Annotated in this window: 23 protein-coding genes; 6 read left to right on the forward strand and 17 right to left on the reverse strand. The window is 73.1% G+C overall.

The window, feature by feature from the left end:
- Positions 1 to 89: 89 nt before the first annotated feature.
- From QSK20_RS07680 to QSK20_RS07720, 9 genes are all read right to left on the reverse strand, one after another.
- Positions 90 to 722, reverse strand: a complete 633-nt coding sequence (locus QSK20_RS07680; protein ID WP_285787872.1) for a hypothetical protein — start codon at positions 720 to 722, stop codon at positions 90 to 92.
- Positions 723 to 896: 174 nt separating this feature from the next.
- On the reverse strand, positions 897 to 3,197 hold the full coding sequence (locus tag QSK20_RS07685) for a putative bifunctional diguanylate cyclase/phosphodiesterase (protein WP_285787873.1): 2,301 nt from the start codon (positions 3,195 to 3,197) through the stop codon (positions 897 to 899).
- A 191-nt stretch (positions 3,198 to 3,388) separates the two neighbouring features.
- Complete coding sequence (locus QSK20_RS07690; protein WP_285787874.1) at positions 3,389 to 4,927, reverse strand: hypothetical protein; 1,539 nt, start codon at positions 4,925 to 4,927, stop codon at positions 3,389 to 3,391.
- A gap of 40 nt (positions 4,928 to 4,967) precedes the next feature.
- A complete protein-coding gene (locus QSK20_RS07695; RefSeq protein WP_285787875.1) occupies positions 4,968 to 6,056 on the reverse strand; it encodes a hypothetical protein in 1,089 nt (362 codons plus the stop codon).
- Between the two features lie 371 nt (positions 6,057 to 6,427).
- Positions 6,428 to 6,661: a zinc-ribbon domain-containing protein gene (locus tag QSK20_RS07700; protein WP_285787876.1), complete on the reverse strand. Its 234-nt coding sequence runs from the start codon at positions 6,659 to 6,661 to the stop codon at positions 6,428 to 6,430.
- 38 nt (positions 6,662 to 6,699) lie between these two features.
- A complete protein-coding gene (locus QSK20_RS07705; protein ID WP_285787877.1) occupies positions 6,700 to 7,530 on the reverse strand; it encodes an SRPBCC family protein in 831 nt (276 codons plus the stop codon).
- The gene (locus tag QSK20_RS07710) at positions 7,523 to 8,086 is read right to left on the reverse strand and encodes a winged helix-turn-helix domain-containing protein (protein ID WP_285787878.1); all 564 of its coding nucleotides are present in this window, start codon (positions 8,084 to 8,086) and stop codon (positions 7,523 to 7,525) included. Before QSK20_RS07710 ends, QSK20_RS07705 begins: the two co-directional genes overlap by 8 nt.
- Positions 8,087 to 8,174: 88 nt before the next feature.
- Positions 8,175 to 9,518: a class I SAM-dependent methyltransferase gene (locus QSK20_RS07715; RefSeq protein ID WP_502888870.1), complete on the reverse strand. Its 1,344-nt coding sequence runs from the start codon at positions 9,516 to 9,518 to the stop codon at positions 8,175 to 8,177.
- Positions 9,515 to 10,999, reverse strand: a complete 1,485-nt coding sequence (locus tag QSK20_RS07720) for an FAD-binding oxidoreductase (protein ID WP_285788064.1) — start codon at positions 10,997 to 10,999, stop codon at positions 9,515 to 9,517. The genes QSK20_RS07715 and QSK20_RS07720 overlap by 4 nt, the downstream gene beginning before the upstream one ends.
- A gap of 147 nt (positions 11,000 to 11,146) precedes the next feature.
- On the opposite strand from QSK20_RS07720, the gene QSK20_RS07725 reads away from it, so the two are divergent.
- The gene (locus QSK20_RS07725) at positions 11,147 to 11,626 is read left to right on the forward strand and encodes an aminoacyl-tRNA deacylase (protein ID WP_285787879.1); all 480 of its coding nucleotides are present in this window, start codon (positions 11,147 to 11,149) and stop codon (positions 11,624 to 11,626) included.
- A gap of 131 nt (positions 11,627 to 11,757) precedes the next feature.
- The gene (locus QSK20_RS07730) at positions 11,758 to 12,042 is read left to right on the forward strand and encodes a DUF427 domain-containing protein (protein ID WP_285787880.1); all 285 of its coding nucleotides are present in this window, start codon (positions 11,758 to 11,760) and stop codon (positions 12,040 to 12,042) included.
- A gap of 136 nt (positions 12,043 to 12,178) precedes the next feature.
- Here QSK20_RS07730 and QSK20_RS07735 read toward each other — a convergent pair whose 3' ends face one another.
- The 4 genes from QSK20_RS07735 to QSK20_RS07750 form a co-directional block, all read right to left on the reverse strand.
- Positions 12,179 to 12,646, reverse strand: a complete 468-nt coding sequence (locus QSK20_RS07735) for a hypothetical protein (protein ID WP_285787881.1) — start codon at positions 12,644 to 12,646, stop codon at positions 12,179 to 12,181.
- A gap of 100 nt (positions 12,647 to 12,746) precedes the next feature.
- On the reverse strand, positions 12,747 to 14,699 hold the full coding sequence (locus QSK20_RS07740) for a vWA domain-containing protein (RefSeq protein WP_285787882.1): 1,953 nt from the start codon (positions 14,697 to 14,699) through the stop codon (positions 12,747 to 12,749).
- 81 nt (positions 14,700 to 14,780) lie between these two features.
- Positions 14,781 to 16,328, reverse strand: coding sequence for a magnesium chelatase ATPase subunit I (locus QSK20_RS07745; protein WP_285787883.1), 1,548 nt, complete (start codon positions 16,326 to 16,328; stop codon positions 14,781 to 14,783).
- A 163-nt stretch (positions 16,329 to 16,491) separates the two neighbouring features.
- A complete protein-coding gene (locus QSK20_RS07750; RefSeq protein WP_285787884.1) occupies positions 16,492 to 16,962 on the reverse strand; it encodes a hypothetical protein in 471 nt (156 codons plus the stop codon).
- Between the two features lie 286 nt (positions 16,963 to 17,248).
- Between QSK20_RS07750 and QSK20_RS07755 the strand changes: the two genes are divergently transcribed.
- On the forward strand, positions 17,249 to 17,545 hold the full coding sequence (locus tag QSK20_RS07755) for a GNAT family N-acetyltransferase (protein ID WP_285787885.1): 297 nt from the start codon (positions 17,249 to 17,251) through the stop codon (positions 17,543 to 17,545).
- A 62-nt stretch (positions 17,546 to 17,607) separates the two neighbouring features.
- Here QSK20_RS07755 and QSK20_RS07760 read toward each other — a convergent pair whose 3' ends face one another.
- Positions 17,608 to 17,832: a winged helix-turn-helix domain-containing protein gene (locus QSK20_RS07760; RefSeq protein WP_285787886.1), complete on the reverse strand. Its 225-nt coding sequence runs from the start codon at positions 17,830 to 17,832 to the stop codon at positions 17,608 to 17,610.
- A 521-nt stretch (positions 17,833 to 18,353) separates the two neighbouring features.
- Between QSK20_RS07760 and QSK20_RS07765 the strand changes: the two genes are divergently transcribed.
- Together QSK20_RS07765 and QSK20_RS07770 are read left to right on the forward strand one after the other, a co-directional pair.
- Entirely contained in the window at positions 18,354 to 19,511 is a 1,158-nt protein-coding gene (locus tag QSK20_RS07765) for a helix-turn-helix domain-containing protein (RefSeq protein ID WP_285788065.1), read from the forward strand.
- 1 nt (position 19,512) lies between these two features.
- Positions 19,513 to 19,710, forward strand: coding sequence for a hypothetical protein (locus tag QSK20_RS07770; protein ID WP_285787887.1), 198 nt, complete (start codon positions 19,513 to 19,515; stop codon positions 19,708 to 19,710).
- A 109-nt stretch (positions 19,711 to 19,819) separates the two neighbouring features.
- On the opposite strand, the gene QSK20_RS07775 is transcribed toward QSK20_RS07770, so the two are convergent.
- Positions 19,820 to 20,788 carry an aldo/keto reductase gene (locus QSK20_RS07775; RefSeq protein WP_285787888.1) on the reverse strand — a complete coding sequence of 323 codons (969 nt, stop codon included), beginning with the start codon at positions 20,786 to 20,788 and terminating at the stop codon, positions 19,820 to 19,822.
- Positions 20,789 to 20,862: 74 nt separating this feature from the next.
- On the opposite strand from QSK20_RS07775, the gene QSK20_RS07780 reads away from it, so the two are divergent.
- Positions 20,863 to 21,012, forward strand: coding sequence for a hypothetical protein (locus tag QSK20_RS07780; protein WP_285787889.1), 150 nt, complete (start codon positions 20,863 to 20,865; stop codon positions 21,010 to 21,012).
- Between the two features lie 44 nt (positions 21,013 to 21,056).
- Here QSK20_RS07780 and QSK20_RS07785 read toward each other — a convergent pair whose 3' ends face one another.
- Together QSK20_RS07785 and QSK20_RS07790 are read right to left on the reverse strand one after the other, a co-directional pair.
- A complete protein-coding gene (locus QSK20_RS07785; protein WP_285787890.1) occupies positions 21,057 to 21,770 on the reverse strand; it encodes a hypothetical protein in 714 nt (237 codons plus the stop codon).
- The gene (locus tag QSK20_RS07790) at positions 21,767 to 22,939 is read right to left on the reverse strand and encodes a GTPase domain-containing protein (RefSeq protein ID WP_285787891.1); all 1,173 of its coding nucleotides are present in this window, start codon (positions 22,937 to 22,939) and stop codon (positions 21,767 to 21,769) included. Before QSK20_RS07790 ends, QSK20_RS07785 begins: the two co-directional genes overlap by 4 nt.
- Positions 22,940 to 23,129: the final 190 nt, after the last annotated feature.

Genomic DNA, 23,129 nt, shown 5'->3' on the forward strand with positions numbered 1-23,129 from the left:
ACCCCTGCTACCACCGCAACCCCCTGCTACCACCAAACCCCCGGCTCCGCCGTGCTGGCGGGTCCGGGGGCGGGCAGGTCAGGAGCGGGTCAGGCGGTGGCGCGGTCGCGCTCCGGGGCGGCGAAGGTCTCGTTCTTCGGGGTCCGGGCCGCGTGGACGAAACCGGCGATCGAGAGCAGGAACAGCAGCCCGGCGCCGAGGTACATGGCCAGCGCGCCCTGCTGGGCCTTGACGCCGAACTCGCTGAAGCCGTACGAGGTGAGCAGCAGGCCGCGCAGCGTCTCGCCCTTGAAGACGGTCTCCCGCTGGCCCTGGAGCTGGGCGAGCTGCTTCTCCAGCTCGGGCAGGGCCGGGTCGTTGGCCTGCCGGGCCGCCTCGACCTTGCCCTGGATCTCGCGCTCCGGTCCGCCGAGCGAGGCGTACGTCTGGCCACCGGCGATGCCCTTCAGGTGCAGCCCGATGTACTCGTTGGCGTAGCACTCGGCCTGCTTGCCGGTGGTCATCAGCTTGCCGGCGTTCTCGACGAGGCAGTCGGCCTTCTTCTCCTCCTCGCTGAGGTTCTCGGCGGGGGTGAACCGGATGTTCTGCTCACTCAACTGGTCGCGTACGTAGTCGTTGGCGAAGTTGGCGTTGGTGGTCAGCACGATGCCGATGACGAGCAGGAGGGCGGCCAGTCCGAGGCCACCGATGCTGAACAGGATGTCGAGGGTCCGGCGCTTCATGTCGTTCTCCCCAGGTCGGTGCCGCTGTCGGATGCCTACATATCGATTACTGATACATGGTCGCGCCGACCGCACGGTGGGAGACAGGGCCGAATCTCCCCGACCTGACCGGGACCTTCGACCCTGCCGAGACCGGGTACGACGGCCGGAGGAACCCCCGAGCTGATTCGCGGATCAGGATCCGGTGAACGCCGAGCGCAGGTCGGCGAGGCTGCCCGGCCGGCCGTAGAGGTAGCCCTGACCCTGGGCGCAGCCGATCGCGGCGACCGCGTCGTGCTGCCGGTCGGTCTCCACGCCCTCGGCCACCACCCGCAGGTCGAACGCGTCGGCGAGGCTGCTGACCATGTTGACCGTCGCGTACGCCCGTGCGTCCTCGTCCAGCCGAGCCACGAACGACCGGTCGATCTTCAGCTCGGTGGCCGGGATCCGGTGCAGGTAGCTCAGCGACGAGTAGCCGGTGCCGAAGTCGTCGATGGCGATCCGGATGCCCAGTTCACGGAGTTGACGGAGCCGGTCCAGCACCGCCTCGCTCCCCTCGATCAGCGCCGACTCGGTCAGTTCCAGGGTCAACGCGCGCGGGGCCAACCCGGCGGCGGAGGTCGCCCCGGTGACCGTGGCGATCAGGTCGGGGCGGCGCAGGTGGGCCGCGGCGATGTTGACCGCGACCGTCGCGTCCGGGGCTCCCCGTCGCCAGACGGCCGCGGCCCGGCACGCCTCGTGGATCACCCAGCGGTCGATGGGAAGGATCAGGCCGGTCTCCTCGGCCAGCGGCAGGAACCGGCCCGGCGACAGCATCCCGAGCCGGGGGTGCCGCCAGCGTACGAGCGCCTCGGCGCTGCGGACGACGCCGCTGCGCAGGTCGACGATGGGCTGGAACTCCAGTTCCAACTGTCCCTCGTCGACCGCCCGGCGCAGTTCGGCGATCAACTCGGCCCGGCTCACCGCCGACTCGCGCAGCGCCGGGGTGCAGGTCCGGTACGCGGACTTGCCGGCCGCCTTCGCCGCGTACATCGCGATGTCGGCGTCGCGGAGCAGGTCGCTGTGGGTGGCGTGCTGGGGGCCGTACTCGGCGATGCCGATGCTGGCCGACGGGTGGGTACCGACGTCCTCCTCGTCGTCGGCCGGGCGCAGCGCGGTGAGCAGCCGCTCGGCCAGCCGTTCGGCGGACACCGGCCGGTCGGCGTCGACCAGGACGGCGAACTCGTCCCCGCCGAGGCGGGCCACCGTGCCGTCGCCGTCCACCGCGTCGCGCATCCGGTCGGCGATGCTGACCAGCAACGCGTCCCCGGTGGCGTGCCCGAACCGGTCGTTGACCTGCTTGAAGCCGTCCAGGTCGAGCAGCAGGACGGAGACCGGGGACTCCTCCCGGATGGCCCGGCGCAACCGGCGGGTGAACATCAGCCGGTTCGGCAGGCCGGTGAGCTGGTCGGCGTAGGCGAGCTGGCGGAGCTGGGCGACCAGTCGCAGGTTCTCGTTGGCGGCGAGGCCCTGCCGCAGGGCCAGAACGGCCAGCAGGCCCAGCACACAGACGAGGATCAGCGGCGGGGTCTGCCCGGTGGGCCGGCGGGCCAGCAGCACCGCGACGATCGCCCCGCCCACCGGAAGGTACGGCAGGGCCGCCCGCCACCAGGGCGGCGCCGGCGGGACGATGGTCTCGTCCGCGTCCACGCTCTCGGCCGGCGGCGGGTAGCGGGTGGCCACGCCCACCAGCAGGCAGGTCAGCGGCCAGCCCAGGTCGACCAGGTGCCCGGGGGCGTAGCTGCCGTGCGCGAGCAGCCAGACGTAGCCGACGTCGGCGACGGCCCGGACGGCGAGGCTGCCGCCGAGCACGGTCAGTGGGCACCACATGGTGCGGGACGATCCGGTCACCGCCGCCAGGATGGTCAGCTGCACCAGGTCGAAGGTCGGATAGACCAGGGCGAGGGCGTGGTCCGGCTCGGCGAGTTGGGCGGCGGCGACGTCACGGAAGACCACCACCCAGCCGATCGGCACCAGGGACAGCCCGACGATCACCCCGTCGAGCAGCACCCGGCCCCGGCCGACGGTGCTGTGCGGCGCGGTGGGGCTGGACAGGATGCCGATGGTGCCGAGGACGATGCCGGTGATGAAGACCAGCCCGACCAGCGGGGTGTGCGGGGTCTCGCCGCTGCCGAGGCGCGCGAACGCCCAGAGTGCCCGGGAGACGGCGGAGAGGGCCATGGTGATCGCGAGCAGCGTCCAGAAGCGACGCAGCGACGGCGGGTGGCGGCGGGACACCCCGGCGCAGGCGACCGCGGCCCAGCCGGCGACGGCGATCGCGCCGAGGTCGGCGACGAGTGCGGCGCCGGGTAGTCGGGCGGCGAGCCAGAACGCCTCGACGAGGACGACCGCCACGGCGACGGCGAGACCGAGCCGCCCGGGGCGGGACGGCCCAGGCGGCACTCGGGACGACCCGGTCGCCACCACGGCGTCCCGGTTCACCTCCTGCGGCGGCACGGCGATTCGCTCCGGCTCTCTCTCCTGAGTCCACGCTGGACGGCGCGTACCGGTCACGGGTGGCGAACGAGCAAAGCCTAGCCAGCGTGCCGCGCCCCCGCTAGCACCTGCGACTGACCCCCTGCTCAGTCGGCGTGCCCCGGACCTGCCCTGTCGACCGGTTTGGGATGCCTCACGGTGGTCCGAGCCGGTCAGTCCCACTCCTCGGTGGCGACCGCGTCGTCGGCGGGGTCGACACGGTCCGGGTCCACGGAGTCCGGGCCGGCGGCGGCCGGTGGCGGTCCGCCGTGCGTCCACGGGGTCTCCTCCACCGTCGGGAACACCCCGGCCGGCAGGAACGCGTCCGACAGGGTGGTGTAGCAGAGCCGCTCCCCGACCTCGGGGACCGTCCCGGGCGGCGCGGTCCGGCCGCGTCCCATGCCGCCGGACAGCTCCAACACCACCTCGGTCTTCGACTCCCCCACCCGGTTGACGAAGACCACCTTCGCCTTCTGCGCGGGTCGGGTCGGCGACCAGAGGGTCGCGCCGACCGGCATCGGCACCGACTCGTCGGTGACCACCTGGATCCGGGGACGCAGCACCGGACGCTTGCCGGTGTCGTCGATCCGGGTCGGGTCGGTCAGGGTCACGTCGCCGACGAACGCCTCCCCGGTCAGCCGGTGCTCGGCCATCACCAGCGGGTCGTCGTAGGCACGCTGGACGGCGTACGCGGTCAGGGCCCGCTCCAGCCGGTGCAGCTTCTGCGCGGCGGTCACCGCCTGGTCCCGGCGGGGCTGCGGCGCCCCGCCCGCGTCGACGTGCTCGGCGAACGCGGTGAACGCGTCCCGGTCACCGTCCCAGCGGCCGGCGACCCGCGCCCCGGGCGGCAGGGCGTACAGCAGCGCCAGTCCGCGCCACATCAGGTCCCAGGTCGGCGCGAGCTGGCCCCGCAGCAGCTCCGCCAGGTCCGCGTACGCCGTCCGGCGGGCGTCCGGGTCGTCGCCGGCCGCCGCGTACGCCTCGATCGCCGGGTACAGCCGGCCGTTGTCGAAGTCCGGGTCGGTGGCCGGGCCGGCGGGTGGGCAGCGGGACGGGTCCTCGGCGCGGGCGGCGGCCTGCGCTCCGGTCAGCCCCGGCGGCGGGTCGATCCAGCCGAGCAGCGCCGGCAGGTGCAGGTCCTCCAGCACGCTCTGCCCGGTCGCGTAGTGCAGGGTGAGCGCCTCGGTCAGGGCCAGCAGGGCCGACGAGCCCGGGTGCTCGGCCCGGTCGGCGAAGAAGGTGAGCCAGCGGCCGAGCAGCGGCACCGACGGGTGCACCGGGTACTCGCCGTCGGCACGGCGGAACCGGGTGGCCCGCCCGAAGAGACGCAGGAACGTCACGCCGGCCGGGTTCGGCACCACCAGTTGGGGCGCGTCGACGTACCGCCGACGCACGTCACGGCCCCGGTCGACCGGGACGTCCTCGGTCCCGCCCCGGTGTCCGTCGATCCAGGGCAGCACGATCCCGGCCAGCTCGGCGGCGAAGGCGAAGCGCTGGTCCCGGTTGCGGGGTTGTGGCACGACCAGCAGCCGGGCGTCGTCCGGGGCGGTGCCGACCAGCGCGGCGAGAGGGGCGTTCGCCTCGCCGGCCAGCGCCAGCGGGACGAGCACCAGCGGTCGTGGGGTCAGGTGCAGGTGCCGGACGGTGGCGACCGGCTCGGCCCGCCCGGTGGCGAGCGCCCGGGCGCGGGCGAGCGCGCGCAGCGTACTCACGTCGGCTCCCCGGTGCCGCGCACGAGCACGCGCAGCACACTCACGTGGGCCGCCCGGCCAGGGCCTCGGCCCGCAGCCGGGCCGCGGCCCGGAGCAGCGCGGCGGCCTCCGCCTGGTCCGGTTCCCCGGGGTGGTCGCCGTCGGCGAGCGCCAACGCCTCCGCGACGTCGGCCACCCCGCCGAGCGCCTCGCGGACCGGCCGGCCCAGCGCGGCGGTGTGTCCGCGTGCCTCGTGGCGGCAGAAGAACGCCAGCTCGCAGGCGGCCAGGCAGTCCGGGGCGTAGTGCGCCTCGACGGCGCCCAGCGCCGCGACCAGGGCCGCCGGTTCGGCGGTCGGATCGGCGGTGAAGTCCTCCGGTACGCGGGCCAGCAGCGCGTCGAGCCGGGCCATCCGGGCCAGTTGCCGGCGCAGCACCAGCAGTTGCCGGCGCACGTCGACCAGGCTCGCCACCGGCTGGTTGGCGAAGTCGCGCGGGCAGATCAGCACCACGTCGGCGGAGACCAGTTCCGGATCGTGCCCGGCGGCGGCGAGCAGTTCCCGCAGGGCCAGCACGTAGACGGCGGACTGGATCGCGGCGGCGGCCACCTTGCCCGGGTCGGCCTGGCCGTCGACCACCGGGAACGACTTGATCTCCACGACGTGGTAGCGGCCGGCGAGCCGGGCGGCGACCAGGTCGGGCTCCAGGTACACCCGCTGGCCGGCGATCTCCAGGCTGAGCAGCGGGTGGTCGAACAGGGCGGGTGACGTGTCGTCGACGGCGGCCAGCAGCTCCCGGGACCGCTCGTGTCGCTGTGTCAGGTCGTCGGCGTTCAGGTCGGTCCAGGTCGCCGGCGCGTCGGGGGTCACCCCGAGCCGTTCCGCGACCAGGCGCAGCAGTTCCGTGCCGCCGTCGGCCTTGACCTGTGCCTCGAACGCGTTACCCCGGCTGATCGCGAACCGGGACTGCCCGAACCGGGCGGGAAAGCCGATCCGCTCCGCCAGCCGGGGCTTGTCGACGCCCGCCCCGTCCAGCACGGCCCGCCGGGTGCAGCCGGGGTTGCCGGTCAGCGCGGCGATCGTCCGGGCGTTGTGCCGGCGGGCCGGCACGCCGCCCCGGATGGCGGCCAGTCGCTGCTCGGTGCTCGTCACGACAGGTCACGATAGGCGCTCCGGTCCCGCCCCGCCCGCACCGGCACCCCCGGGGCGTCGCGGTGGCGGGCGCGCGGGGCGGGTTGGTTGGTAGCAGGGGTCCCCTGTTACCGCATTTTGATGAGGAGGGGGCCCCTGCAGGCACCTCAGCGGGGGGCACCTCAGCGAGGGGGGCACCTCAGCGGGGGGTGCCTCAGCGGCCGGTGGAGCGGTTTCGGGGGGAACGGGGCAGCCGCGCCCCGGCGGACGGCCGGCGACGGCGTCGGCGTCGCCGCGCGGGGGTGCAGGGTGGCCGGGACACGGTGTGGGTGGGCGGCTCGTCGGGCGGGGTCGGGGCGCGGCCGATCAGCCAGCAGAGGAAGCGGGTCATCTCAGCCGACCGGGAGGCGTTGCGCCTCGTGCTTCGGAATGACGTACTCCGCGCCGCAGAACGAGCACTGCCGCACGTAGCGGGTGCGGATCGGGATCAGCGGGACGAAGAACACGCTGAACCTCGTCGAACGCTTGGTGATCACCTGGGCGGCGTGGTTGCCGCAGTGGGGGCAGACCATGGCGACCACGCCCGACCGGCTGACCGAGGTACGGAGTCCGAAGATGAGGAACATCGCCCGGCAGTACCCCGATCAGCCGACCGCTAACGGCGTCAGAGCCAGATCGGCCGCCAGTCGGGCACCTCGTGGTAGCGGCGCAGCTCGGCGAGACCGGAGACGGAGCCACCCCAGGCGGCGTACGGCGGGTTCTGCTCGTCGAAGCCGCTCTGCACGAAGGTCAGCCGGGTCCGGCCCTCGGACTCGTCGAGTTCCCAGGTGGTGACGCCGGTCGGTCCCCAGTCGACCGACATCCGCCGCCCCGGCTCCAGGTCGACGACCTTCGCCGTGTAGCCGGACTCGAACCCGCCCATGGCGTACCGGCCGCCGACCCAGGGCTCGATGCCGATCGGGTACCCGAACCAGGCGCTGGCCTGCTCGGAGTCGGTGAGCGAGGTGTAGACGGCGTCCATCGGCGCGTCGATGAGCAGCTCGCCGCGCAGGTCGGTGGAGGTGAAGTCCACCTTCGGCAGCAGGGGACGCCCCTCCAGGTGGGCGGCGAGGTTGGCGATGCCCAGCGACCACCAGGTCTGGAGCACGCCCCGGATGTTGCTGCCGCTGATCGCCTCGGCGAAGTCGAAGTGCGTCTGGGTGAGGGTGAGGACCGTCGCGTCCGGACCGTCCTCGGCCAGGTTGATCGTGGTGGTGGTCTCCTCGCCGCCGAGCAGCCAGGTGAATCGCAGATCGTGGTCGTCGACGTGCAGCAGACGCTGGTGCGGGGCGTCCCCCTCGGGGGTGTTGCGGCCCCAGAACGCGTACCGGTCCGGCAGCTCCACCTCGGCGTGCTCGGTGAGCCAGGTACGCAGTTCGGCCGGGTCGGTGAGGGCGTGGTGGACGGTCTTGAGCGGCGCGTCCAGACGGGCCCGGATGGTCATCGGCTCAGTCACGGTCTTCTTCTCCCTTGGGATAGCAGGCGACGGCGAGCTTGAAGGCGTCACCTTCGGCGCCGCCGTAACGGGTGAACAGGTCCTGGAGGGTGGTGCGGAGGTCGGCGAGGAACTCCTGCCGGCGTTCGGCCGGCACCCGGATCTCCCCGGACACCCCGATGCTGGGCAGTTCGGGGGCGGTGCGGTCGAGCGCCGCCACGTCGGCCTGGACCTGCTCCATCAGGTCGAGCAGGTGGCCGAGGCTCAGTTCGTCGCGGGCCCGGCGGAGGCCGCCGAGCCGGCCGACGAGCCGGGGCGAGAGCCAGTACGACCGGGCGGCGGCCTGGTAGATGCCCTCGCTGATGCCGCGTACCCGGCGCTCGGACACCTGCTCGGCCAGCCCGGCCGCGACCAGCTGTTTGACGTGGTAGTAGACCCGTTGCGGGGTCTGCCCGAGCCGGGTGGCGACCTCGGTGCAGGTGCGCGGCTCGGCGAGCTGCCGCAGCACCTCGACCCGCTGCGGCTTGAGCAGGGTCTCGGCCTGGGCGATCTCTTCGAGGTACAGGACGTCTCTCATGGCAAAAACAAGCTTGTACGTAAAAACTTGTTTTGTCAATCGGGACGCGCGACGGGAGACAGCCGGAGCCGCTCCCGTCGGGAACCGGTCAGGGTGTCCAGTCGGGACGCAGCGGATAGTCGTCCGCCCCGTCGGGACCGTTCCGGGTCGCCAGCACCTGGTGCAGCTGGATGCCGTTGCGCTCGAACGCGAGCCGCGAGCCGGCCATGTAGAGCCCCCAGACCCGGGCGGTGCCGGCACCGACCTCCGCCACGCAGTCGTCCCAGTGCGCCGCCAGGTTGCGGCACCAGGCGGCCAGGGTCAGCGCGTAGTGCCGGCGCAGGTTCTCCTCGTGGTGCACCTCCAGCCCGGCGTCGTGGATCTCGCCGACCAGCCGCCCCGGACCGGCCAGCTCGCCGTCCGGGAAGACGTACCGGTCGATGAAGAGGCCGGACCGGTGCGGGGCCCGGTTGTCCGCCCGGGTGATGCAGTGGTTGAGCAGCCGCCCCCCGGGCCGCAGCCGGTCCCGCAGCGCGCCGAAGTACGCCGGGTAGTTGCCCACTCCGATGTGCTCGGTCAGCCCGATCGAGGAGATCGCGTCGAAGGGCCCCGCCGGCGCGTCCCGGTAGTCCAGGTGCCGCACCTCGGCCAGCGAACCCAGCCCCTCCCGTTCGATCGCCGCCCGCGCCCACTCGGCCTGCGCCCGGGACAGGGTCACCCCGACGGCGCGGACGCCGTACTCGCGGGCCGCGTGCCGGACCATGCCGCCCCAGCCGCAGCCCACGTCGAGCAGACGCATCCCCGGCCGCAGCGCCAGCTTGCCGGCGACCAGGTCGTACTTGGCCGCCTGGGCCTGCTCCAGGGTGTCGTCCGGGTCACGGAACAGCGCACAGGTGTACGTCATCGACGCGCCGAGCACCAACTCGTAGAAGGCGTTGGAGACGTCGTAGTGGTGCGAGATGGCGGAACTGTCCCGGAAGCGGGAGTGCCGCAGCCCACCCACCACCCGCCGCCAGCGTGGGACGGCCTCCTGCGGCGGGGGCGGGGGCGGGCGCAGCCGCTCCCAGCCCAGCCCGCGCACCAGGGCCAGCCCCTCGGCCAACGACGGCGGGCGCAGCCTCAGCTCGTCCTTGAGCACCCGGAGCGCCTCGTACGGGTCGCCCGGGTGCACCCCGGCGAGGGCCAGGTCGCCGCTGACGTACGCCCGGGCCATGCCCAGGTCCCCCGGAGCGGTCAACAGGTACGACAGTCCGCGCTCCGAGCGGATCGCCAGGGTGATCCCGGCGTCGACCGGGCCCACGGCGCTGCCGTCGTACCCGGTGATCCGCACGGGCAGGGGCCCGGCGGTGACGGCGCGGACGACGTCGGCCACGGTCGGGCCCGGTGGTCGCCGGCGTCTCGGCGACACGGACACGACGGGCGCCGTCTGCGGGTCGCGTTCGGTCAGGCTCACTGTCGTGCCACCGCCTTCTCGTAGAGTCCGGTGAGCCGGTGTTCCGGGTCGTAGCGGTCCTTGACGGCGTGGTAGGCGGCCCCGCCGTACAGCCGGTCGAACTCCGCCCGGTCGTAGTAGGCGTCGGAGTAGAGGGACTTGTGCCCGCCGGCCCGGGTCACCGCCCGCTCCACGGCCCGGTTCACGTCGCCGTCGGCGGCGCCCTGGGCGATCGGCACGGTGCCCCAGAAACCCACGTTGACGTAGGTCTCGCCGGGACGCAGCGGGTACAGCGGCCAGACCCGGGCCGAACCGGGGCCGGCCGGCTCACGCAGCCGCAGCGGGCAGAGCCAGACCGGCGCCATGCCCACCTCGCGGGCGAACCAGCGCAGGAAGTCGGCGGTGCCGGCGAGCGGGATCTCCACGTCCTGCACCACCCGCTCCCGGGACGGCCGACCCCGCCAGCGGTCCACCCGGGCGGCGACCCCGTACCGGTGCTCCAGCCGGACCAGGCGGTGGTAGACGTCGCTGCGTCGCCAGCGGGCCGGCCAGAGCCGGCGCACCACCGGGTGCTGCGCGCCGAACGCCCGGGAGCACCAGAACCAGTCGGTGTCCCAGCGCCAGAGGTAGTCGTGACTGGTCAGCAGGTCGTGCCCGCGCCGGGACAGCGACCGGTAGTAGATCTCCCGGCCGGTGTAGTCACTGGGCCGTCGCGCGCCGCCCGCCCGGGAGACGTCGTCGGCCGGGTGCGCCCCAACCGCGTGTGGGCCGTCGGCCGGATGTCCGTCGTCGGCCGGCGGTGCGTCGTCGGTGAAGGTGCCCAGCACCAGGTACGCCTCGTCCGGGGCGAACACCACCCCGTCCATCGCGTCGACCGGACGACCCGCCCACATCCGGGTGGTGGTCACCGCGCCGATCGCGTCGACCAGCGCGTCCAGGTCGGTGAAGCGGACGTTGCGCAGGGCGACGTACCGGCGGACCGGTTGCAGCCCGATCCGGAGCCGGGTGGCGTAGCCGAGACTGCCCAGCGAGTTCGGGAAGGCCGCGAAGAGGTCGGCGTGCGGGCCGTCCGGGCCGGTGGTGAGCAGTTCGCCCGCGCCGGTGAGCACGTCCATCTCGACCACCGACTCGTGCGGCAGGCCGTTGCGGAACGAGGTCGACTCGATGCCGAGGCCGGTCACCGCCCCACCCAGCGTGATGGTGCGCAACTGCGGCACCACCAGCGGCATCAGCCCGTACGACAGGGTCACCGCGACCAGGTCCTCGTAGGTGCACATGCCCTGCACGTCGGCGGTGCGGGCCACCGGGTCGACCCCGAGCACCCCGGTCAGGCCACCGACGTCCAGCCCCGGGGACGCGGTGGCCGCCCTCGGACGGAACAGGTTGGAGGTCCGTTTGGCCAGCCGGACCGGCTCGCCGGACGGTACCGCCGCGTACGACCGGCGGAGCGCCTCGACGGCCCGGCCGTGCCGGTCACCTGCCGGTCCGCGCGGGTCACCCACCCGCTCCACACGCAGCGCGCACACGCCATCACCCTACGCTGAAACGGGCGGATATGCGTGTTGTCCACGATGGCTTTTCGCAGGTCAGAGCGGCGAAGGCGGGTGGGCCCGCCGGTCGGGCGAGGCCGGCCGGGATACCGTCCGGGCATGACGACACCCGCGTTCGCCGCCCTGGACGCCCTCGAACTGCCGTACCGGGTCGTCCGGCACGGCCCGGTCCGCAGCCTCGCCGAGGCCGCCGCCGCACGTGGCGTGCCGGTTCCCGACGTGGTCAAGACCATCGTGGTCCGGCGCGGCGAGGACGACTACGTCTTCGTGCTCACCCCGGGCGACCGGGTGGTCTCCTGGCCGAAGCTGCGGACCCTGCTCGGGGTCAACCGGCTCTCCATGCCGGACGCGGAGACCGCGCGGGCGGTCACCGGCTACGAACGCGGGACCATCACCCCGTTCGGCGCGACCACCGGGTGGCCGGTCGTCGCCGACGAGCGGATGCGCGGTCGCCTGGTCACGCTCGGGGCCGGCGCGTACGGGGTCGCCGTCGCGGTGGACGCCGACGCCGCCCTGCTCAGCCTGGAGGCCACCGTCGCCGACGTCACCGACCCCGACCCGGCGCTGCCCGACTCCTGACCCGGGCAGGGCACGGCGGAGGACCCGGCGGGGCAGGGCACGGCGGAGGATCCGGCGGGGCAGGGCAAGGCGGACCCGGCGGGGCACGGCGGAGGATGGCCGCGCCGGCGGGCGGGGCATAGCCTGGGCGCATGCCGAAAGCCGTCTGGAACGATTTGGTGATCGCCGAGAGCGACGACACGGTGGTGGTCGAGGGCAACCACTACTTCCCCCGCGCCGCGCTCCGGGACGACCTGGTCCGGGAGTCCGACACCCACACGTCCTGCCCGTGGAAGGGCACCGCCTCCTACCTCAGCCTGGAGCACGAGGGCCGGAGCAGCGCGGACGCCGTCTGGTACTACCCGGAGCCGAAGCCCGAGGCGGAGATGGTCCGCGGTCGGGTGGCGTTCTGGAAGGACGTCACGGTCGTCAACTGACGACCGGGCCGACCCGGTCGCCCTGCTGAGCGCAACGGCCGAGGTCGGTCGGCAGGCCGCGGCGGCCGGGTTCGGCCTGCTGACCGCGCGACCGGGTCGGGCAGGCCACGCGACCGGGGTCGGTCGGCTGGCCGGGTCAGCCGGTGGCGCGCAGGGCGCGCAGCTCGGCCAGGTGCAGCGGCAGGTGCACGCGGCCGTGCAGGTCCAGGGTGCGGCCCCAGGGCAGCGCCTCGTCCACCCGCAGCTCGAACCCCTCCCGCAGATGGGTCTCGACCAGCGTCCGGGCCGCCGGGCCGAGCTGGTCGGCCAACGCGCAGAGCCGCCGGCTGGTCTCCCCGAACAGGGTGACCAGCCCGGCCATGCCACCGTGCTGGACGACCACCGCGTCGAGCTGCGGCCGGTGGATGTCCTCCAGGTCGTAGTAGGCGTACGGCGAGCCGGCGATCACCGCCTCGGTCGCCTCGCTCATCAGCTCGTCGTTGACGGCGAGGTGGGCCACGATCTGCTCAACGCTCAACCCACCGTCCCGGGGCGGGCCGAACCCGCCCGCCTCCACCTCGGCGAGCAGGACGTCGTACGTCCGGCGCAGCTCGGCGGTCTCCATCCGCCCAGCGTAGGCGTCGACGGTGCGGCGGCGGGACGATTCCCGGCCCGGCCCGACAGCCGGGGACGGCCCGCGCCGGGACCCCGCCCCCGGATCGCCTTCAGCGGCGGCCCCGGCGGGCGCGCAGGTAGTCGGAGACGACGTACTCGCCGAGGTCGTCGGTGTCCGGGGTGAAGATCCTCCCCTTCGACCGGCGGGCCACCGCGTCCATGAACCGGCGAAGCCCCGGGTCCTCGCCGAGCATGAAGATGTTCAACGTCGCGCCGTACCGGGTCAACCGGTCCACCTCGCGGATGGTGGCCTCGACCGTCTCGCGCAGCGGCGGCCAGTGGAAGACCGGCTCGCCGTCGTCCGGGTCCAGGTGGGCGGTGGGTTCGCCGTCGGTGACCACCAGCACCACCGGCTCCGCGCCCGGATGCCGGCGCAGGTGCCGTCCGGCCAGCCGCAGCGCGTGCTGGAGGTTGGTGCCCTGCACCATGTCCGGTTCGACCGCCGCCAGTTCCTGCTGGCTGAGCGGCACCGCCGCCCGGCCGAAGCCGACGATCTGGAGGGCGTCCTGCGGGAACCGGGTGGCGACCAGGTGGGACAGGGCCAGCGCGGTCTGCTTCATCGGCCCCCACCGCCCCTCCGAGACCATCGAGAAGGAGAGGTCGACGCAGAGCGCCACCGCCGCCGAGGCCCGCCGCTCGGTCTCCATCACCTCGAAGTCGTCGACGGCGAGCCGCACCGGCACCGTCGGCCCGGCCCGGTGCACCGCCCGGGTGAGGGTCCGCACCACGTCCAGCGGCTGCTCGTCGCCGTACCGCCAGGGGCGCGACGCCCCGCTCACCTCGCCGGCCGCCCCGGCGGAGCGCAGGTCGTGCTGACCGCGCGGCCCGGCGGTCAGGTCGGCGAAGACCCGGCGCAGCGCGGTGCCGGCAAGGCGGCGCAGCGCCTTCGGGCTGAACGTCAGGCCGTCCGGGCTCCGGCTCACCCAGCCCTGCCGGCGCAGCTCCCGCTCCAGCTCCTGCAACCGGCGTACGTCGTCGGCGGCGTCCCGACCGAGCGTGCGGCCCACCGCGTCGACGTCGACGTCGTCCAGGGTCGCCCCCGGGTGCTCCTGACCGAGCTGGTCGAGCAGGTCGTCCAGCTCGCCGATCTCGCCGAGCGCGGCGGCTGCCTCACCGTAGCCCAACGGCTGGTCGCCCCGGACCCGCTCGCCCCGCGACCAGCCCAGGTCCGGCCGCAGCGCCCGCAGGTTGGCGTCCAGCGCGGCCAGCTCACCGGCGAGCCGGTCGCCGAGCGACTGCCGCATCAGCCCCGCGAGTTCCTCGCGCTGCCGGTCCGACAGCGACCGCATCAGCCGCTCCCCCGCCGCCGCCCGGCGGGCCAGCACGTCCACCAGCTCGTCGACGTCCCGCGGCTGTTCCGGGAAGAACTCGCCGTGCCGGCGCATGAACTCGGCGAACGCGTCGGTGGTGTCCTCCGCGCGGGCGTGCCGGGCCAGCAGGTCGTTGAGGTCCCGCATCATCTCGGCGAGCTGCTGCTGCACCCGGGGGTCGGCGGCGGCCCGCGCGGCGTCCCGCAGCCCGGCGAAGCGCTGCTCCAGCACCTCGCCGCGCAGCCCGTCCAGGATCCGCTGGTACGTCTGCCGGGCCTCGTCGCTGGCCCAGTCGTACCCGGCCAGTTCCTCGACCGCCCGGGCGGTGGAGCGCGGCAGGTTGTCCAGCACCGCCTCGGCGAACCGGGCGTCGTCGCCGTCCCGCCCACGCAGCTCGTCCCGCTCGGCGGCGAGCGCCTGGTCGAGCAGCGCCCGGGAACGGGTCACCGCGCCGTCCAGATCCCCCCGACGCAGCGCCTCACGCCGCAACCGGCGGGTCCGGGCGGCCAGGTCGTCCAGTCCGCGCCGCCCCTGCGGCCCCCGGCGCAGCAGGTTCCGCAGCGCCTCACGCAGGCTCCCGCCGGCCAGCACCTCCGCGCCGACCTGGTCGACCGCCGCCCGCACGTCGTACGGGGGCGCGAGCGGGTCGGGTCCACCCCGCCACTGCCCGTACCGGAACCGGTTGCCGGCCATGCCCTCCACCGCCGTCCTCGCTCGCGGTCCGACCGCCGTGGCGGCCCGGCCGTCAGTTGCCGATCAGCTACCGTCCCGGGCTCAGCCCCGGCCGCCGTAGCGGGTGCGACCGTCGTCGGTGACGTCCTTGCCGAGCCGGCGGGTCAGGTGCAGCCCCTCCAACACGAACTCGATCCCGGCGGCGGCCTCGTCCGGGGTGGGCGCGTCGCCCAGGCCGAGCCGGTCCAGCACCTTGGCCAGCCCGGGAACGGTGCCCACCTGGGCCAGCAGATCGGTCGCGGCGACCAGCTCACCGGTCTCGATCACGGCGTCGTCGGCGACCAGCGCGGTGAACCCGGACAGGTCGATCCCGGACAGCCGGGCGCGGAACGTCTCGGCGGTGGCGGTCCGCAGCAGGTGGGCGAGGATCTCCGCCTCCCGGCCGTCCTCGCCGCTCTCGAACTCCACCTTGCCCCGCAGGGTGCTCACCACCGACACCGCGTCACCGACCCGAGCCACGGGCTCGGTTGGTAGCTGGGTTGGCTGGGTTGGCTGGGTTGGTAGCAGGGGTCCCCTGTTACCGCTTTTTGATGAGGAGGGGTCCCCTGCAGGCACCTCGGACGAACCGGATGCGGGTGCCGGTGCGGAGGCGGCGAGCAGGCCGGCGCGGCGCAGAGCGGCGGCGGCCACCGTCTCGGCGGCGGCGATGGCGAACCGGGCGGAGACCCCGGAGCGCTGGTCGACCGAGGGCGAGTCACGCACCACGCGGGCGAAGCGGGCCAACACCTCCAGCACGTGCTCCGGCACCTCGGCGACGAGCTGCGCCTCCTGCCGGATCAGGGCCAGCTCCAGCTCCAGGTCCAGCGGGTAGTGGGTACGGATCTCCGCGCCGAACCGGTCCTTCAGCGGAGTGATGATCCGGCCCCGGTTGGTGTAGTCCTCCGGGTTGGCGCTGGCCACCAGGAGGAGGTCCAGCGGAAGCCGCAACTGGTAGCCGCGGACCTGGATGTCCCGCTCCTCCAGCACGTTGAGCAGCGCCACCTGGATCCGTTCGGCCAGGTCGGGCAGTTCGTTGACGGCGAAGATGCCCCGGTTGGTCCGGGGCACCAGCCCGAAGTGAATGGTCTCCGGGTCGCCGAGCGAGCGCCCCTCGGCGATCTTGATCGGGTCGACGTCACCGATCAGGTCGCCGACGCTGGTGTCCGGGGTGGCGAGCTTCTCGCCGTACCGCATCGACCGGTGCAGCCAGCCGATCGGCAGGTCGTCGCCGGCCTCGGCGACGGCCGCCCGGGACGCCGGGGTGAGCGGGTGCATCGGGTGCTCGTTGAGCACCGATCCGGGGATCACCGGCGTCCACTCGTCGAGCAGCGCGGCGAGGCTCCGGATCAGCCGGGTCTTGCCCTGGCCACGCTCGCCGAGCAGCACCAGGTCGTGCCCGGCGAGGAGCGCCCGCTCGACCTCGGGCAGCACGGTGTCGTCGTAGCCGACGATGCCGGGGAAGCGGTCGCCACCCGTCCGCATCCGGGCGAGAAGGTTGTCGCGGAGTTCCTGCTTGACCGTACGGTGCTGGTGTCCGGCCGCGCGCAGCTCGCCGAGCGTGCCGGGCAGGCCGGCCGGAGGGACCGGAGATACCGGGGAAGGGGCAGTCACCCGACCAAAGCTAGCTCACCCCAGGGAACTATCCGTCGCACCAGCCGTCCGACGAAAAGCCGTTCGGCAACGTTCACACATCCATCGCCCAGCCGCAGGGAGTGTCAGCATGAACGATCCGGTCGTCACCCGGTACGCCACGCTCGCCGACCTGGAGCAGCAGTCAGGCCAGCGCCGGCACCTCACCCAGCCGCTCCCACAGCTCGGCGTTGCCCACCGTATTCGGGTCCACCTGCCAGGCCACCGGCACGAACCGCCACCCCGCGTCCTGCAACACCGACACCCGCCGACGGCTGGTCTTCCGCAGATCCACCGACACCGTCTGCCGCTCGTACTTGCCCGACTCCGCCCGCCGGACAGCGACGTACTCCGACGGCGCGTTCGGACGCAGGAAGGTGGTCTGCACGATCTGGTTTGAGGTGCCGAGGTGCTCAGCGATCCGCCTGATGTCGTAGCCGCGCAGGTGGTACAGGTCCGCCGCCGCCAAGCCGACCAGACGGGTCAGCTTGGGGGCATCGCGCATCATGAACTCGCGGACGGCGAACAGCGCTGCGGTGTCGCTCTCGTTGGCACCATCCAGTCGGTCACCGATCTCTGCGTACCGCCTCTTGAGCCGGCGCAGCTCCTCGCTCATCTTTATCTCCCGCTCTTCCGCTCCCGATGCAGGTGCGCCGACAGGCATGGACTTTGTCAAACCATCATGACAATAGCCGAATCCGGCAAGTAGGCGTTCGGCCGCTCTTCCTCAGGGGCGCTGAAACAAGCGTGGCGTGGGCGGCGTTCACAATGGTGTGACTGTCCCCGAGGGATCGCCGCGGACGACGACGAGCGTTGTTCGACTACTTTCGCGGCGAACCTCTCACCTCCACACCCGGGCGCGACTCGCGTACTACCAGGCGGGCGGGCTGACAGCCGAGGGCATGGGGCCGCCGCTGGCATCCGCCCCGGACACCAGCGGGGCCGGGCAGCTCTACCAGATCCACGTCGCGTCCGGCCGCTGGGGAAACGGCATCGGCAGCGTGCTGCACGCCGTCTTCCTCGGCTACCTGGCGGACGCCGACCTGCCCCTCGGGCTCATCGAGGTCTGGGAACGCAACACCCGCGCCCTGGCCTTCCACCCCAGGCACGGTTGGCAACCGGACGGAGGTTCTCGCCCCGGCCCGGGCGACTCCCGGTACCTCTTTCTCCGCCTCGACCCGGTGGAGAACCTTCGCTGATCCTGTGGTGCTCGATCAACTATCGCCGGCTGGGCAGTTCCACACCACCAGAACCAATCCGCTCACTCGGACGACGGATCCACGACGTAGACGCCTTTGCCCTGACGCCCGTCGATCAGCTTCTCGGCCTTCAGAAGCAGCATGGCTGCGCGGATCACCGTGTTACTGACGTCGTAGTGCTCGCAGAGCGCGGAAAAGGATGGCAGCTTGTCGCCGGGCTTCAATCGGCCGGAGCTGATCTGCTCGCGGATGTCCCTGGCGACCTGGAGGTAAGCGGCTTCTGACATTCGTGGTGCTCCCAGCTTGGCGGCTGACCCAAGCAGACCACAGGTAGCGGCCGACTTACAACGCCATGCGTCATGAGCGGTTGACTATGCGCACATTGCGTCTTAAGTTGCTCGTGGGGTCGCCCAGCTTGGCGGCCGGAGGCCCCATCGCCGTGGATGCCTGCCCCGACCAACTGCTGGACGGGCATCCACGGTGTCCAGAGACGGACCGGCAGGAGAGCCCATGGTCTTCCGCACGGAATCGGCGCAGTACAGCAAACAACGGACAGGGCTGGGCTTATCGACTCAGCACCGACCCACACCAAGCGAACGCCTCAGCACTGCGATCGGGCAACATCGGCCCGTCTGGTCATGGTGGAGATGGCAACACGTCTGCCGGTGTGGGGCCGGCCTGTCCTGTCGTGCCCGACAGCGGTTGCCGGTCAACCGTGGCCACTGGCCGGAGTCGCCGCCCCAAGGCACGGCCCGATCCCGGCGGTGGTGGTGTCGTGCGCGGGGGTGAGGTGCCGGCCGGGCGTCGGGTGGCGCAGTGGCGGACGCGGCGGCGAATGACACAGCAGATGCTCGCCGACCGCCTCGGGAAGTCGAAGAGCTGGGTGGACAAGGTCGAACGAGGTGTTCGCGCCCTGGACCGGGTTTCGGTCATTGAGGACCTGGCCAAGGTGCTGCGCGTCGATCCGGCGGTGCTGCTGGGCCGCACGGCCAGCCCCTCGGCCGTCACCGTCGCCGTTGACGGGATCGACGCGGTACGGGCGGCGCTCGCCCGCCACGATCTTCCGGCGGCCCCGTCCGCAGGTCTGGCGGCACCGCCGGTCGCCGAGCTTGATCGTCGGGTCGGGCATGCGTGGTTGACCTACCAGCACGCCGATTATCCGTACCTGTTGCGGCTGCTGCCCGGCCTACTCGGCGACACCCGGCACGCCGGACGTGACCACGACACCGCCGGGCTGCTGGTGCAGGTGTACCGGCTCACCGCGTCCGTGCTGGTGAAGCTCGGCGAACCCGACCTGGCCTGGCTCGCCGCCGACCGGGCGATGACCGCTGCCGGAACTGATCCGCTACGCGCCGCCATCGCCGCCATCCCCCTCGGCCAGGCGTTACGTGCCCTCGGCCGGGGCCAGCTCGCCCACGCCGTGACGGTCAGCGCCGCCCGGTGGGTCGCGCCTCCGACGCCGGACGAGGCACCGGCCGACCGACTGTCGGTGCTCGGGACGCTGCTGGTCGAATCCGCCCTGGCCGCCGCGAGCTGCGGTGACCCGCACAGCGTCCGGACGCTGACCGGTTGGGCAGCCGACATCGCCGAGCGGGTCGGCGACGGCCACGACCACCACTGGACGACCTTCGGCCCGACCGCCCTCGCTCTGGCCCGGGTCACCGCCGCTGTCGCCCTCGGTGACGTCGCGGAGGCGGTCAGCCTTCACGAACAGCTCGCCCGCAGGGCCGGGTGGGCACGGCTGCCCGCCGAGCACCGGGCCGCGCACCTGATCGACGTCGCGCGGGCGTACCTCCTGCTCGGTGACCTTGGCCGGGCCGGACGCCTGCTGGTCGAGGCGGACGGTGTCGCGCCGGCCGAGACCCGGTCCCGGCCCGCCGCCCGTACGGTGATCGCCGGGGTGGTGCGCGGCGGACCTGCCGGCGCTGGTGTCGCGCGGCTGGCCACGGCCCTCGGGATCGGGTGAGATGACTGCGCCGTTCCGGTCTCTCGCCCAGATCCGCAACCGACTCGTCCTGGCGGCGCGGTGGATCCTCCGCGACCACCGGCCCACCTCCGACGGTCGCTGCCCGGTGTGCCGGGTGCCGGACTGCGAGGCGGTGGCTGCCGCCCGCGACTACCTGGACGCGGTGGCGGAAGCGGACGACGGCGCCCACAGCGGCTGACGATGCACTCGGGCTGCCGCCTTCTGAGGTGGTTGCAGGGGTCCCCTGCTCGTCAAAAAGCGGTAGCAAGGGGCCCCTGCAAACACCCCAGCAGCCCCCGGCGAACGTCTCAGCGGGTGGTGCGGGCGCGGAGGAGGCGGGGCAGGGCGGCCAGGCCGGTGATCGGCTGGAAGCCACGGGCGGCGGTGAGCAGGGCGTCGTACTCGCCGTCGGTGAGGTCGATCTCGGCGGCGGCGGCGTTGCGTTCCATCTGCTCGACGCTGGACGCGCCGGGGATGGCCACCACGTTCGGGTGGTGCAGCAGGTAGGCGAGGGCGATCTGGCTGGGCGTGGCGTCGTGCGCGTCGGCCACCTCGCGCAGCGTGCCGATGAGCGCGGCACCCCGTTCCAGGTTCTCCGGCAGGAAGTAAGGGTTCGCCTTCCGGACCGCTCCGGCGGGCGGGTTCGCCGCGTCGTACCGGCCGGAGAGGAAGCCCTGGGCGAGCGGGCTGTACGCCATCACGATCCGGCCGGTCCGCTCGGCGTACGGCAGCAGGTCGCTCTCCGGGCCCCGGTCGACGAGGCTGTAGCGGACCTGGTTGCTCAGCACCCGCCGGCCGAGGGCGATCTCGGCGAACTGCCACCGGCGGAGGCTGTAGTTGCTCACCCCCACCTCGCCGACCAGGCCGACGTCCTGCAACGCGCGCATGCCGCGCATGGTGGTGTGGTCGCCGACCACCGGGTTGGCCTGGTGGACCTGATAGAGGTCGATCTGGTGCACGCCGAGCCGGGCCGCCGAGGCGACCGCCCGCTGCTGCACCACCGGGGCGATCGGGAGCACCGGGAGCACCTTGCTCGCCACCACGGCCTTCGGCCGGTCGTCGCCGAGCGCCGCGCCGAGGATCCGCTCGCTGCGGCCGAAGCCGTACACCTCGGCGGTGTCGAAGAGGGTGACCCCGAGGTCCAGCGCCCGTCGGACGATCTGGGCGGCCCGCTGCTCGTACTCCGGGCCGTAGCCCCACTCCTTCGAGCCGAACTGCCAGGTACCGAGGCCGATCTTGGAAACGGGCTTGGGGGTGTCCACCGGAACGTAGCGCATGATCCGACGCTACCCCGGCAACCGTCGGTCACCGCCGGCTTCGGGCCGAGTGCGGCGGGGTGGGGCAGAGCGGCATGCCGCTGACCTGCACGGCCCCCGCGTCGGCCTGCCAGACCGACGTCAGCCAGTGGAACGTCCTCAAGCTGGCCCTGGTCAGCGGCTCCACCGGCGACACCTACCCGAGCCCGGGCGTCGCCTTCGACTGCATCGATCTGCTCACCTGACCCCGGAGTCCCGCCGCCCCGGCGCGCACCGGGGCGGCGGGGCGTCAGGGCACGTCCTGCGACAGGACCACCAGGTCGCCGACGAGGCGGTGCGCGCGCGCCGTGGCCCGGACCGGGACCGGATCACCGAGGTACGCCACCAGGCACTGCTGCGCCCGCCGGGCCGTCCGGGCACCTTCGACCAGGGTCGCCAGCACCTCGTACGGCAGCGGGTCCGCCCGGGTGACCACCTCGCCGTCCGGCCCGGCGACCCGGCGCGTGCCGGTCACGGCGTCCAGCAGGTGGTTGACCTGGTCGGTGTACGCCGCGAGCGCCCCGGCGACCGCGTCCCCGCCGTCGTCGCGCTGCAGCGCCGAGGCCAGCAGTTGCGTGCTGTCGCGCAGCCCCCGAACGCCGGGGACGGCCCGCCGCAGGCCGCTCTCCAGCGCGGCGAGGGCGTCCCGGAAGAAATCAGTGGGCGGCAGGCGTAGACCCCGGCTGACGATCACGAAGGACACCGCGAGGCCGTCCCGGCCGGACAGCGCCTCCATCGCGCTCGTCGGGACGGCGACCGCGAACCAGGACAGCCGCCCGCGACGGCCGGAGCGCCCGGCCGGGAACCGGGTCGCGGTGGCGTCGTCGGCGGCCGCGGCGGCCGCCGCCCGGGTCTGTGCGAGCAGGCCCGGGTCGGTCCCGGTGGTGTCCCCGGCCACGATCTGGAACTGCGCGGCCCCGCTGAAGCCGTAGACAAGCGCGCGCGCCGCCCGGAAGCCACTCACAGCTTGATCACCCCCTGCAGCTTCTTGGTGATCGTGTCGATGCCCCAACCCTCGGTGGCGCTGCCGATCACGAACTGGTACGGCACTCCCCTGTCCCGGCACACCGAATCCAGCAGCTTGGCGTGCTCGCGGAACGCCGCGGTCACCTTCTGCCGGGCGCCGGTCGCCGTGGAATCGGCCGGCGCCACCGCGCTCACCAGGTCGAACTTGCTGACGAAGAAGATCACCAGGTCGGGCCGTCGGTGCTTGTCGGCGGACCCGATGATGCCGCGCGGCAGGCTCATGTAGCCCTGCTGCCGCTCGATGAACGCGTCGTCGAACTCGCCCGGCGTGCTCACCCGGTTGTTGCCGGAGACGGGTGACGCGACCACGACGAGCACCAGTTTCTGCCTCTTCCGGCTTCGCCGGATCCCCATCTCGTCGAGGACCAGCCACGGCTCGGAGCCGGCGGTGTCGGTGACCGCCGGATAGAGGGTGTAGGGGCCGAACGGGATCGGGTCGAGCTTCGCCGGCGTGCTCTTGCCGACCGACGGCGTCAGGCCGGACGGTGCGGTGCCGTCCTTCAGCGCCCGCCACAGGCCGGACTTGCCGGCGCTGGGCGCCCCGGCGAGCAGCACCCGGACCTTGCGGTTGTCACGGCGGGAGATGTACCAGCGGAACCCGGTGATGCCGAACCCTATGGCGAGCACCACGCCGAGCGCGTCCAGCCCGTTGTCCGCCAGCCAGGCCCGGACCTTCGGCCAGGTGTCCGACGGTGTCTCGCCCGGGCCCGCGGGATCGGCCGACGCAGAGACGCTCGGCTTCGGCGCCAGTCGCTGTGCCTCCTGCTCCTCGGCGGTGCCCTTCCCGGGGAGCAGGGTCGCGCAACCCTGTCGCAGCAGGCTGATCCGGATGTTTCGGTTCGGGTACCAGTAGTAGTCGAAGGCGCAGGCTGGGTCGATCCGCATGTCGGAGACGTTGACCTCGGTCGGGTCGCCGGAGGGCGCCACCCGGGTGTATCTCAGCTTCCCGGTCTTCGGGTCGTAGTGGACCACCACCAGCCGCTCCACGTCGCTCTTCGAGGTGGCCTGCGGGGTCGGCGCCTCGGCGGCCGCCGGCGCGGCCGTGACGAGCGCGGACAGCAGCGCGACCAGCACGGCCGCGGCGGCGTGCTGCAGGGTTCTCGTCATCGGCAGCGGCCGTACCGGTTCGTGAGATCGTCGTCATAGAGCACTGAATCACGGTGACAAGGTCACTCCACTGTGTACATGGGCTGATCGGTCCACGGCACCGGCCGTCATGGACGGTGCGGGGAGGCGCGGGGCGGTGGGCACCGGGCCGAGCGGACAGCAACCCCTGCGCGTATCAGATCGCGTCTTT

It is taken from the genome of Micromonospora sp. NBRC 101691 (assembly GCF_030269285.1).
GTDB classification, from domain to species: Bacteria; Actinomycetota; Actinomycetes; order Mycobacteriales; family Micromonosporaceae; genus Micromonospora; species Micromonospora echinospora.

Coding starts and splice junctions, on each gene's coding strand:
- QSK20_RS07680 (WP_285787872.1), bottom strand. CDS start 722: ATGAAGCGCCGGACCCTCGACATCCTGTTCAGCATCGGTGGCCTCGGA.
- QSK20_RS07700 (WP_285787876.1), bottom strand. CDS start 6,661: ATGTTCCTCATCTTCGGACTCCGTACCTCGGTCAGCCGGTCGGGCGTG.
- QSK20_RS07710 (WP_285787878.1), bottom strand. CDS start 8,086: ATGAGAGACGTCCTGTACCTCGAAGAGATCGCCCAGGCCGAGACCCTG.
- QSK20_RS07725 (WP_285787879.1), top strand. CDS start 11,147: ATGACGACACCCGCGTTCGCCGCCCTGGACGCCCTCGAACTGCCGTAC.
- QSK20_RS07730 (WP_285787880.1), top strand. CDS start 11,758: ATGCCGAAAGCCGTCTGGAACGATTTGGTGATCGCCGAGAGCGACGAC.
- QSK20_RS07735 (WP_285787881.1), bottom strand. CDS start 12,646: ATGGAGACCGCCGAGCTGCGCCGGACGTACGACGTCCTGCTCGCCGAG.
- QSK20_RS07740 (WP_285787882.1), bottom strand. CDS start 14,699: ATGGCCGGCAACCGGTTCCGGTACGGGCAGTGGCGGGGTGGACCCGAC.
- QSK20_RS07750 (WP_285787884.1), bottom strand. CDS start 16,962: ATGAGCGAGGAGCTGCGCCGGCTCAAGAGGCGGTACGCAGAGATCGGT.
- QSK20_RS07755 (WP_285787885.1), top strand. CDS start 17,249: ATGGGGCCGCCGCTGGCATCCGCCCCGGACACCAGCGGGGCCGGGCAG.
- QSK20_RS07760 (WP_285787886.1), bottom strand. CDS start 17,832: ATGTCAGAAGCCGCTTACCTCCAGGTCGCCAGGGACATCCGCGAGCAG.
- QSK20_RS07770 (WP_285787887.1), top strand. CDS start 19,513: ATGACTGCGCCGTTCCGGTCTCTCGCCCAGATCCGCAACCGACTCGTC.
- QSK20_RS07775 (WP_285787888.1), bottom strand. CDS start 20,788: ATGCGCTACGTTCCGGTGGACACCCCCAAGCCCGTTTCCAAGATCGGC.
- QSK20_RS07780 (WP_285787889.1), top strand. CDS start 20,863: ATGCCGCTGACCTGCACGGCCCCCGCGTCGGCCTGCCAGACCGACGTC.
- QSK20_RS07790 (WP_285787891.1), bottom strand. CDS start 22,939: ATGACGAGAACCCTGCAGCACGCCGCCGCGGCCGTGCTGGTCGCGCTG.